A 12,041-nucleotide genomic window follows, 5' to 3' on the forward strand; every position below is an offset into this window, starting at 1 on the left:
AAATTCTAACGTTTGACCGCGTTTAATCGCTGTGATTTGCATAATGGACTCTCCCGATTTGGAAAAATTATAACAGAAACAGATAACCGAGTTTAGACTCACTGAGAACCCAATTTCCCCATCATCAGCTCAATCCTACCCCATATCGCCACAATGCGAGTCTTGGGTGCGATCACTTAAAAAACTTGGTGGGTTACAGCGGATAGGAAATTAAATGATTTGTTCTCTCAATTGAATACCGCTTAAACCACCCTACGGCTTACGGTTGATGAGAGCTGTAGGCAGGCACATTTTCATAGATGAAAACTATACCATGAATAAACACGCGATCGCTTAGGACATTCTTTACTGTTTTCCGTTCCTTCCTCTTCCCTCTTGGGATAAAAAACTATACAAAATAGCGAGCGAGACAAAATAGCGAGCGAGACGCTCGCACTACAACAACCTTTCCCTGTTCTCTATTCCCTGTTCTCTATTCCCTTGTACTAGAGTCATCCTCTGGTTCTGAGGGAGAAGGAGACGGTTCAGAATCAGGACGATCCAAATTTTGGGCTTTGTAGAAGGTTTCTAAACTATCTGGATCTCCGACAAAGCGCCAATGCCATGGTTCATAACTCACACCTTGGGGATTTCCTTTGGGAAAGGATAACTCAAAGCTATAGTAAGCGGCATTCTCTTCCAGCCACTTAAACGCCGCTGTATTCTCAAAATTGGTGTTCAGATTTGTGGCAGGTGTTCTACCATCGCCAATATCGACCGCATAACCAGTGTGATGTTCGCTGTAACCGGGAGGCGCACTAACTTCAGCCCGTTGTGTCGCCACTTGTCCCCGTTGGGCTTTGATGTCAAAAAAGAGATGCTGCTGCTGTTCGGATGTACGATAGCCCGATATTGCTACTAATACGATGCCATCGGCTTGAGCGGCTGCCCTCATCGCTTTAAATTTCTTTGCCGCTGCTTCCCGGAGTTGAATGCGACCATCTGAGGTAATGGGTTCGAGTTCAGATAGGGGCGCTTCTTCGTAGGGAAGGTGTCCTAGAAGATTATCAACGTCGTTCTCACTCTCCTCTGGAGTCGTTGGGGTGGAGGTATCTGTTGTCGTGGGTTGTGGGGAAGCTGTAACCGTTTGAGGGGATTGTGAAGTGGACGAGGAGAGGATTAGCCCCAAAACGATCGCGCCGCCTCCTAATACTACCAGGATAATTAGAAACGGCTGTAACCGCGATCGCTGTCGGGTGTCGGGTGTATCTCTGACAGCTACGGGAATATCCTCCTCTGTTGATTCGGATAGGTTGACGGGTTCTCCTGGAAAATCGGGGGTATTCAAAACTCCACTCCTGAAGGTGCTAATTCTTGAACGGGGAACCTATTTGAACTGCAATCTGCCCCACTGGTAACATACTTCAAATTACGCTGAGGTGGGCAAGAGTAACTAACGATAGTATAAGCGTTTCTTTTCTTTATCCTCTTGCCCACCCTACAGATCTGTTCTTGGAGACTGACTTATCATCAAAACCGTTGTCTGTTTAATCATCTCTAATGCCCAGCTTAGATCCAGAGCGTTTACGACCCTTGTTTCAACTTTACCTCCAGCTAGGGGGTGGTGTGCTACTCGGATGGGTGTTGGGACGGTTAATGCCCCGGTGGATACCAACCTTTATTGGTCAATTTCTGTTCTGGATTGGAGTTCCTATCAGTATTATTACGTTTCTGCGGGGTGCGGATCTATCGGGAAAGATTTGGATTGCTCCGATCGCGGCTTGGGTGGCGATTTTATCGGGCGCAGGATTGGCTTGGTTTTGGATGAAGGGTGGCGGGAAGTTTGCCGCGAATAAAGGCTTGACAAATGATACTCCATCTGGGTGGACTAAACCGACTCAAGGGAGTTTCTTGCTGGCGTCGATGGTAGGAAATACAGGGTATTTGGGGTTTCCCGTTAATCTAACCTTGTTGGGAAAAAACTATTTTGGTTGGGCGCTATTTTATGACATGCTGGGAACGTTACTGGGCGCTTATGGTTTAGGGGTAGTGTTAGCCGCACGTTTTGGTCAGGGTGAGAAGAGTCATGGGCAGTTAGTGCGATCGCTGGTGATTAATCCGGCGCTGTGGAGTATGGGCATCGGATTGGGGTTGCGTCAGGTTCCGTTACCGGGATGGCTGGAGGAGGGTATGGAAAAATTTGCCTGGAGTGCGATCGCGCTTTCACTGGTTCTGATTGGTATGCGCTTGAGTCAGTTGGCGTCTTGGCGCAAAGTTAAACAAGCGGGGGTGGGTCTGGGCATTAAAATGTTACTGATTCCTTTGGTGTTAGGTATGGCTTTATCACAGTTTGGTATAGTTGGTAAGCCGCAATTCGCGATCGTCCTGCAAATGGCAATGCCGCCAGCCTTTGCCACTTTAGTTATCGCGGAAGTTTATGAACTTGATCGCGAGTTAACTGTGACAGCACTGGCGGTTGGTTCGATAGGACTTTTACTTACCTTACCGATTTGGTTACTTTTATTTGGGGCGTAGCCTAGCCTCGTTAGCCTCGTTCCCCAGTCTGAGAAGGGAATGTCCTTGAGGATGCTTTGCCTGTGATCCTATGTTGAATGGTACTGAAATTTGGGCTGGTGGGCAATGCCCACCCTACTGGCTACGGTATAGGGTTTCGACAATCCAAACCTGCACGCTTTTCAGTGTTATTTCTCCTCAGTTAAACCGCCGCCATCTGTTGATGTTCGATTTTTGTCCCCAACAATTTCAGAAACTCGGCTAACCAAGCCGGGTGTGCGGGCCAAGCGGGGGCGGTGACTAAATTGTCATCAACCATGGCTTCATTAACCGGAATGTTGGTATATAATCCGCCTGCTGATTTTACATCGGGTCCACAAGCTGGATACGCGGTACAGCTTTTTCCTTCTAGCACACCAGCGGCGGCTAATACCTGCAATCCGTGACAAATAGAGGCGATGGGTTTATTGGCTTGGGCAAAGTGACGGGTTATCTCTAGAACCGTCTCATTTAGGCGGATATATCGCGATCGCTTCCAATGATGATTATCCTTGATCCTAGCGTTGAACCTACTCCCCTAAAAGGGGTGTCCTGTTGCAGTGTGCGATCGCCGTAGGTTGGGTTGAGGTACGAAACCCAACATCTATAAACCTTATGAGCCACATCAGGCTTATTCTTGAACCCAAACCGAAACCGAACCACCATTACACCGAAACTCTGCCCACCCCCATTCATTGGTGTAAATAGGTTCCTTCAGATGTTCGGTTAAATCATAGAACTTGGCATTGGGTTTGCCTACTTCCATCCACTTATAACCCGGCACACTATCACTCATAATCACTGCCATGGCTTTCGGATGGGCATGATCCCCTAAGCGCGTCCAACCAATTGTATTGTAGTGATCAAAGTAATCATATTGATCCCCGTAAGCATACTCTTTGCGAGCATAGAGGAGTTTGTCAATAATCCAACGGTGAGAGGGAAGAAAAATCTTATACCGATTGCCATCTTTGCCATAATCCTCGTATTCTGCACCGTAATAATCGGCATAAAATACACAAGGATAACCCTCGCGGCGTAATAAAATTATCGCGTAAGCTAAGGGCTTAAACCAGGGTTCTACGGGGGCTTCTAATGACTGTAACGGTTGCGAATCATGGTTTTCCACAAACGTAACTGCATGGGTGGGACGTTGCTGCATCAAAGTGCCGTTGAGGATACTCCCCATGTCATAATGTCCACCGGATCGGCTAGCGTAATAAAAATTGTAGTGGAGTGGTACATCAAAGACCGACATTTTGCCATTAACGGCATTGATATACCAATGCAAGGTGTCAATATTGTTTAACCAATATTCACCCACCACAAACAAATCCTTACCCGCATGATACCGCATCTCATCCAGCCATTGGGGGAAAAACCAGGATGAAATATGTTTAATCGCATCCAGACGGAAACCATCAGCGCCTGTGGTGTCAAGATACCATTTGCCCCAACGAGTGACTTCATCACGCACGTCTTGACTCTGAAAATCCAGATCACATCCCATTAAATAGGCAAAGTTCCCTTTTTCTAACGCCACATAATCATCAAAGGCTTTCCCCTCAAAGAGATAAAGCGTATTCGGTTTCTTGGTGTAATCGTCGTAATCCACCGCATCAAAATGCCACCAATGCCATTCAAAGTTAGAATACTTGCCCTGACGCCCCGGAAACTTAAAATGGGTGTAGGCTTTAATATCCCTTGTCCAACCTTTGGGATGCAGGCGATCATATTCATTAAAGGGAGTAGCGCGGGCAATCTCTGTCGCCTCACCTCCCATGCGATGATTCAGAACCGTATCAGCGTAGGCTTGTATTCCTGATTCGTGTAAGGCGTTTATCGCGTCTAAATATTGTTCGCGAGTTCCGTATTTAGTGCGAACAGTGCCATGTTGATCAAATTCCCCTAGATCATACATATCATACACGGCGTAGCCGACATCATAAGTGCCTCCCATTCCCTTGTAGGCGGGAGGTAGCCACAACGCGGTGAATCCAGCATCGGCTAATTCTTGCGCTTTGGTTTTAACGTCATTCCACAGGATTAGATTGGGGTCAATGTACCAGTGGAAATATTGCATTATTGTGCCGTTAATTGGCATGTTGAGCCTCTCTTTTTTTTACAACGGAAAGGGGAAATTTAGTTCCCTCCTGGTTCCCTCCCCTTGCCAAGGGGAGGGTTAGGGTGGGGATTGTCTCAAGGGATTGGAGATGTTTTCACTTCAGTTGAATGGTACTGACTGCAGGATGGTGGGCAATGCCCACCCTACGGTCTATCAAAAGTTTAAATAGTTTGGCAATGACGTTCCCTTGCATATCAATCACATTATTAATCATCTGCATTTATGGAAGAGAGGATGAGTGGCTAAATCAATTTGTCGTTTCCCCGCCGCTTTCACCTGTTCATCTAATATCGTCAACTCGTATCTTGCTGTACTGGTAATACGTTTCACATTACTGTGAGGTGGGCAAGAACAAGGAACGATAATATTAAAATGTCAAGGTTTATAAGCCTTGCCCACCCTACCAATCTGACCGGGTAATACGTTTCACGTTGCCTATTGCCTAGCGCGTAGCGCTATAACGATGAACCCTGAACGAAGACTGGACGGCGTTCGTTTCCTCTGAGAATGAGTCAACCGAATTGCCGTCCTTTTGTCAATCAAATTAAAGATTGGCTTAATCTTCGAGGATTTTTTGTTACCGAGAGGTGGAGATAGGGCGACCCGAGTGAATTGAGTGGACGAGTGTTGTTCATTGATGCAGCGGGTCGCCCCTACAGGTCTTTAACACAAAATTAGTTATAGTGTGGCGGCAAATTGTTCAATTTGTTGAATCACCTCATCAACAGAATCAGTAATTGCCAACAGGGAACTGTATTCTCTCCCCGCCGCTAATTGCGCCAATAACGGAAACACGGGTTTTTTACATTTCCAGTAATCTTCGCCTAAGAAAATCATCGGACTCACCACACCAAAGGAGTTGTAATGGTTCTGACAAGCGTCTTGGAAGATTTCTTGAATGGTTCCGGCACTCCCTGGAGAATAGATTACCCCATATTTCGCGATCGCGAGTAACCCTTCTTCCCGGATACTATTAGCAAAGAGTTTGGCAATGTGGGTGGCGAAAATGGTGGGCGGTTCGTGACCATACAACCATGTAGGAATCCCTAAACTCTCTGGATATTTCCCATTTTTATCCTGAAGTGGGTATTTTTGTTTCACCGCAAAGGCGGTATCTAACCATTGTTCCATGGGCTTATAAATCGGTGCAGCCGCTAGAATCTCCACCGCATCCTCTAATTCCACCTGGGAACGATAGGCAAACCATGCACCTAAATGGGTGGCTTCCATGGCACCGGGTCCACCACCACTGGTCATTAAATAGCCGCGACGGGTCAATTCTCCAGAAATTTGCGCCACTTTGATATAGTTGGGATCACTCCGTTTTAGGGAATGTCCGCCCATTATTGCTACAACCTTTCGCCCATCAATTAGTTCTTCTAAAGCATCGGTAATCGCATGATCATGTAACCGTTGGGCGAGGGTTTCCAAAATACTGGCAGGGTGATCTTTGCCATTTTTTACATAATGGTCATAGACTCGACCGTCCAGGGTATTCTGATAGCTTCCTGTCACGCCAACTTGATACTCTCCCATTAATTCATCGGGAGAATAAAGACGGTTACGATAGGCATTGTAGGGAACAAATGTTAGAGGCGGAAAAACTAATCCGCCTGTATTTAAGATATAGGTTAAGGTATCTGGTGTCAGATGACAACCTAAAAAGACAGTATTGGTTAAGTCATATTTTTTTAAGGTTTCAGCATACGCGGTTAAATCCAAGCTTTGAAAAACAACATTGGCAAGACTTTGTTTGTCTTTAAGGTACTGGTCAAATTCCTCTAGGGATTCAATTTCTAGAGGAATTATTGGATTGGGTTGGCGATGAGTGGCTGAGGGCTGAGGTTGACGTGACATGTTCTTTTTGAATAAACGGCAATAAATAGTCTCTGTTACCGAGGGGGTGAAGATAGGGCGACCCGAGTCCATTGAGTGGACAAGTATTGTTCATTGATGCAGCGGGTCGCCCCTACCTACATTAAGACAAATAATGATCCCTGTCGTTAACTTTAATTTTTCTTACCTATATCGTGTTGATCACCGCTGATTGCGTCAACATCATTTCATTCGCCCACTGTTTATTTGGTAACACTCAATGGGCGGGTTTAGTCACATCTAGGTGAGGGAAGTAATGATGGTAGTGAAACCCGCCCCTACAGACGCGCCATGGTGCGTCTATACACTCAACTATTCTTAGCTTTGACTGGGTAAAACATTGGGAATCTCTTGATTAATTTGCAGTTTCTCAATTGCGTCTTTAATCACCTCCAGCAATAGCTGATTTTCCTGCTGCTGCGCCAATTGAACCGCTTTCTGCAAGTCCGCGATCGCTTCTTGTTTTTGTCTCAATTTAGTCTGGGCTAATCCGCGATTGTAATACGTTTCAATATGATTCGGGCAAAGGGTCAATGCTTGGTTATAATTCTTGAGTGCCTCTTTATACTTTTGTAGCGCGTAATAGGCATTCCCTCGATTATTATAGGCTTCATAATTTTGACTATCCACAGCAATGGCTTTAGCATAATTGCCAATGGCTTTAACAAAATTATTTAAATAGTAGTATCCATTGCCTCGGTTATTATAAGCTTGAGCATAGCTAGGATTAATATTGATTGCTTTATCATAGCTTTCAATCGCTTGTTGATATTGATTCAATGCAATATAAGTATTACCAAGGTTATTATAACTTTCGGTATAATTAGGATTGAGTTGAATTGCCTGACTAAAATCTGCCAACGCCTTTCTATACTCGCTTAAATTATAGTAAGCATTGCCGCGATTATAGTAAGCCTGCTCATAGTTAGGATTACATTTAATCGCTTGCGTATAATCCGCGATCGCCTGAACATAATCTGCTAATAAGTAGTAAGTATTACCTCGACTATTATAGGCTTGCGGATAGTTGGAATTAAGTTTTATGGCATGATTATAATTTTGCAAGACTTGTTGATAATCATTTATAGCAAAAAAGCAATTGCCACGATTGTAGTAAGATGAGGCTAAGTTTGGATAAACTTGAATCGCTTGGTTATAAATTTCAATTGCCTGCTCATACTGTCTGGTTTGATAAAGCTTTTTGGCTTTTCGATTATAATTAATTGCCAGATTACGCTTGTATTCCAAAACAGCAGGTAATATCAAGCCTAAAATTATCATTAGTCCAAAACTGCTTACGATAAAAGCGAGAACAACCCCGGTTAATTTAAGGATTTTGCCAAGACGCTTCAATGTATAACCTCCATTGATTCTGGAATACAGTCCCAATCAATTTTAGATCTTAAAGGAATTTTTTTAAATATTCAATCAGTTTAAACTCGATAGATAAAAAGCCCTACCCAATAGCGAGCGAGACGCTCACACTACGGCGATTCTCTTTTGCCTCTTTCCTGCTTCACTCCACCACAATAATTATTCAGAAAACCTTGATTTTTACCAGTTTTATATCCCATTTTATTTGTTCGTTTTATACCAAAGAACTCGATATAAATCTAACGGTTTAGATTTTCCCTTAACCCGCATCGGCGGCATTTTTTCCACAGGAATCGTTCGGTCATTGAGTTTATCTAACGTACTTTGAGCGATTAAAATTTCATTGGGTTTGGCTAAATTACAAATCCGACTGGTCACATTCGTGGTATCACCAATCGTGGCATATTGAATCAGTTTTGCCGAACCGATATTTCCCGCCGCCACGTTCCCCGTATTTAAGCCAATGTGAATTTGAATCGGTCGTCTTTTGCGTTGAATCCATACTTGATTTAAACGGCGAACTGCCCATTGCATATCAATCGCGGCTTTTACAGCTAAATCGACATCATTGGGTTTGCGATAGGGAGCGCCCCAAACCGCTAGCAATGCATCACCAATATATTTTTCTAATGTTCCTTCATAGGGGAAAACAATCTCCTCAACCATCACCTGGAAATACTCATTCAGCATTTCAATAATTTGCCGAGGTTCCATTTGGGAGGACATTTTAGTAAAGTTACTAATATCCGCAAACAGCGCTGTTACTTCTGTATCAACAATTTCTAAATTGCCTTCCTCCCGCAGCTTACGACTCACCGTTCGCGGAAAGAACCGTTCCAGTTTATCTCGCATCACCGCCTCCGCCTCCATCTGGGTATAAAGGCGAGAATTTTCGATCGCGATCGCGGCTTGGTTTGCCAGACAGGTTAAGAACTCCAAGTCTTCCTCAGAATAGAGATTCGTCATCGATAAATTATCCACATACAAAACACCGATAACCGTATCTCTCGGTTTGAGCGGAACACACATCGCGGCGTGAATCCCTTGTTTGAGAATCGAGACGGAATCGTTAAACAATGTATCAATTCGGGCATCATCCGTTAAGATGCCATTGCCTTGCTTGCGAACAAAATTAGCAATCCGTTTGCTGTAAAACTGAGTATTATCTTGATAATCAGATTGCAGTTTTACCGCTTTCTGTTCCAATTTTCCGGTCTGTTCATCAACCATCAAAATTGCTGCCCGATCCACCTGCATGATCTCAAACAACAGATCCAAAATTTTTTGCATCAGTCGGTCAGATTCTTCAGGAGAGGAAAGCTGTTTGCTCACCTCTAGCAAAATTTGCAATTTATTAACCGATCGCTGATGAGCATCTTGGTCGCGGAGTTTGAGAACTGAATGTTCTGCTTGATCAGGTTGCAGTAATTCTCGCATCGTGATCCGCGTTTTCTCAGGCGCAACCTGCCGGAGAATCGAAAGATTCGAGGTATCGTCATTGATCGGTTTTTGTTGAGGAGTGGGAAAGGTTTTCACAAATTTGAAAAACACACTACCAAAGCGAATTAAATCCCCATGCTTGATTTGACATTCCTCAATTTTACACTCGTTAACAAACGTGCCATTGAGACTTTCCAGATCCGTCAGTGTGGCACTCTCTGAGTCTGAGCAAATAACGATTTGGGCATGGTGACGAGAGAGATACCCATGAAGTACGACAATTGTGTTATCGTCTTCACGCCCGATGGTATTAATCCCCGACTCCAAAGTATAAACTTTTTGATTAGGAGTATCGGGATCGTAAATTAAGTAAGACACGCCCCATCCTCACCCTTAATGATCCTTTCATTCAAGATAGCGAATGCTGGAGAGTTGCTCCCAGTCGCTTGTGGTCAATCTCCCGCCTGCGGCTTCCGATACACTAGAAAAGGTTGGCAATCGGGACTTTATCCACCACTTTAGACAAATCAGCATGGCGCGATCGCTCACATACACTCAAGCACCTTGGCTAGAAACCTATACTGAAATTATTGATGTTCGCAGTCCCAGTGAGTTTGCTGAGGATCATCTACCCCAAGCAATCAACCTACCCGTCCTCGATGATGAACAACGGGCGAAAGTGGGAACGCTTTACAAACAAGTCTCCCCTTTCCAAGCCCGGAAACTCGGTGCCGCCCTGGTTGCTGGTAACATTGCTCAACATCTTGAGTCTCACTTTGCCGCTAAAGACAAAGACTACCATCCTCTGGTGTACTGCTGGCGTGGCGGTCAACGTTCTCATAGTCTGGCTGGCGTCTTAAATCAAATTGGCTGGCGAGTGACTGTTCTAGAAGGTGGCTATAAAACCTATCGTGCTTATGTGTGCCAGCAACTCGAAAGGTTACCGCCCCAGTTTACATTTCAGGTGTTATCCGGTTTCACGGGTAGCGGGAAAACCTATATTTTACACCAGTTAGCGCAACGCGGCGTCCAAGTCCTTGATTTAGAAGGTTTGGCAAATCATCGCGGTTCCCTACTGGGTCAACAGTGGCAAGATGAACCAACCCCTCAACCCTCACAAAAACAGTTTGAATCCTTACTCCTGTTGGCGTTACAACGCTTTGACCCCAGTCAGCCGATTTGGGTAGAAGCCGAAAGCAATAAAATTGGACAGCGTTATTTGCCCCCCTCTCTTTGGCAACAGATGAAGCAGGCGAACTGTATTGAAATTCAACTCCCCCAAGCGGTTAGAATCGAACGGTTGCTGCAAGAGTATCCCCACTTCATCACCCATCCTGACGTATTGAAACGCAAGCTAGGGTTCTTGAAATCGCGCTTTGGTGGGAAAAAAATTCAGCATTGGTATCATTTAATTGACACCGAACAATGGCATACATTAGTCGGAGAATTGCTGAGTCACCACTATGACCCAGCCTACCGTCGTTCAATTGGGCATCTGTACCAAGACGCCTCACGGATTATAGAGATTGATCAGGTATCGGATACTACGGTAGAAGCGTTGCTTGAGTCGGTTGAGTAATCAGAACAGGTATGGAAGTAGGTCAGGGATCGCATAAAATATATTAAATAATATAGGGATAAACAAAGGAGTCAAGTATGAGATTTATTAGCCCAAAAGTAGACTATGCTTTTAAGAAAATATTTGGTTCAGAACAAAGCAAAGAGATATTAATCAGTTTTTTGAATGCTATTGTTTATGATGGAAATCCAGTCATTAAAGACTTAACCATCCTCAACCCCTACAATCCCGGTCAGATACTCAGCTTAAAAGACACCTATTTAGATGTTAAAGCCGTTTTAGCTGATGGCTCTATTGTGGTCATAGAAATGCAAATCGCATCCATGGCTGCTTTCAACAAAAGGGTGGCTTATAACTTGGCAAAAGCTTATGCCAACCAGCTAGTCAAAGGAGAAGATTACCCCCGGCTTAATCCAGCCATGGCAGTTACTATTACCGATTTTATCCTCTTTCAACAAACAGAGGATGTCATCAATAAATTTGTGTTTCAGGAGAAAGAGAAAAAGTTTGAGATTCTCAATCAGGAATTACAGTTAATCTTTGTTGAATTACCTAAGTTTAATAAAACTCTCTCAGAGTTAACGAGTTTGACAGATAAGTGGATTTATTTTCTGCGAGAAGCGGCGATGTTGGAGGATATCCCTGAGAGTTTAGGAGAAGTATCGGAAATAAAATTCGCCTTAAATCTGGCTCAACAAGCCAATATGACAGTGGAAGAATTGGATATAGTAGATAGGCGGGGGATGATGTTACAAGACGAGAAAGGACGGATAATTTATGCAGAACAAAAAGGTGAGCAAAAAGGAGAATCGCGATTAATCCTGCGACTACTCAAAAAGCGTTTTGGAGAAATTCCTGTGGAAACAAGCAGTCAAGTTGAAAATTTATCTATTGAAGATTTGGAAAGTTTAGGAGAAGATTTCTTAGAGTTCGACAGTCTGGAAGATTTGGAAAATTGGTTGATGGAGAGATAGCCAGCTTAAAGTTATACAGATGAAACGAATCTTTGATATATACAGCGCTTTTCAAGTAAGTGACGTACATAGACAGATCCCCGACTTCTTGGAGAAGTCGGGGATCTTGCTTAACTACGCACTAAGGTTAGGACATAAAAGA

The 12,041-nt window shown here is 44.1% G+C and carries 8 protein-coding genes and 1 pseudogene; 3 read left to right on the forward strand and 6 right to left on the reverse strand.

Annotated features, from left to right (window positions below):
- Positions 1–472: 472 nt before the first annotated feature.
- The gene (locus RIB93_RS15340) at positions 473–1,327 is read right to left on the reverse strand and encodes a M15 family metallopeptidase (protein ID WP_446373607.1); all 855 of its coding nucleotides are present in this window, start codon (positions 1,325–1,327) and stop codon (positions 473–475) included.
- Between the two features lie 212 nt (positions 1,328–1,539).
- On the opposite strand from RIB93_RS15340, the gene RIB93_RS15345 reads away from it, so the two are divergent.
- Positions 1,540–2,514 (forward strand): AEC family transporter, encoded by a 975-nt coding sequence (locus tag RIB93_RS15345; protein WP_446373608.1) that lies wholly within the window; start codon positions 1,540–1,542, stop codon positions 2,512–2,514.
- Positions 2,515–2,695: 181 nt separating this feature from the next.
- Here the strand turns inward: RIB93_RS15345 and RIB93_RS15350 are convergent.
- The 5 genes and pseudogenes from RIB93_RS15350 to RIB93_RS15370 form a co-directional block, all read right to left on the reverse strand.
- Positions 2,696–3,016 (reverse strand): annotated as a pseudogene (locus RIB93_RS15350) (DJ-1/PfpI family protein); the annotation flags it as partial.
- A gap of 147 nt (positions 3,017–3,163) precedes the next feature.
- The gene (locus RIB93_RS15355; protein WP_446373609.1) at positions 3,164–4,636 is read right to left on the reverse strand and encodes an alpha-amylase; all 1,473 of its coding nucleotides are present in this window, start codon (positions 4,634–4,636) and stop codon (positions 3,164–3,166) included.
- A 699-nt stretch (positions 4,637–5,335) separates the two neighbouring features.
- Positions 5,336–6,514, reverse strand: coding sequence for an LOG family protein (locus RIB93_RS15360; RefSeq protein ID WP_446373610.1), 1,179 nt, complete (start codon positions 6,512–6,514; stop codon positions 5,336–5,338).
- A gap of 336 nt (positions 6,515–6,850) precedes the next feature.
- Positions 6,851–7,813 carry a tetratricopeptide repeat protein gene (locus RIB93_RS15365; protein WP_446373611.1) on the reverse strand — a complete coding sequence of 321 codons (963 nt, stop codon included), beginning with the start codon at positions 7,811–7,813 and terminating at the stop codon, positions 6,851–6,853.
- 294 nt (positions 7,814–8,107) lie between these two features.
- Entirely contained in the window at positions 8,108–9,724 is a 1,617-nt protein-coding gene (locus RIB93_RS15370; RefSeq protein ID WP_446373612.1) for an adenylate/guanylate cyclase domain-containing protein, read from the reverse strand.
- 154 nt (positions 9,725–9,878) lie between these two features.
- Here RIB93_RS15370 and mnmH point away from each other — a divergent pair, with 154 nt between their 5' ends.
- Positions 9,879–10,925: a tRNA 2-selenouridine(34) synthase MnmH gene (gene mnmH / locus RIB93_RS15375; RefSeq protein WP_446373639.1), complete on the forward strand. Its 1,047-nt coding sequence runs from the start codon at positions 9,879–9,881 to the stop codon at positions 10,923–10,925.
- Between the two features lie 77 nt (positions 10,926–11,002).
- A complete protein-coding gene (locus RIB93_RS15380) occupies positions 11,003–11,899 on the forward strand; it encodes an Rpn family recombination-promoting nuclease/putative transposase (protein WP_446373613.1) in 897 nt (298 codons plus the stop codon).
- The last annotated feature ends 142 nt before the right edge of the window (positions 11,900–12,041 follow it).

Source organism: Coleofasciculus sp. D1-CHI-01, from assembly GCF_040218875.1.
Classification (GTDB): domain Bacteria; phylum Cyanobacteriota; class Cyanobacteriia; order Cyanobacteriales; family Coleofasciculaceae; genus Coleofasciculus.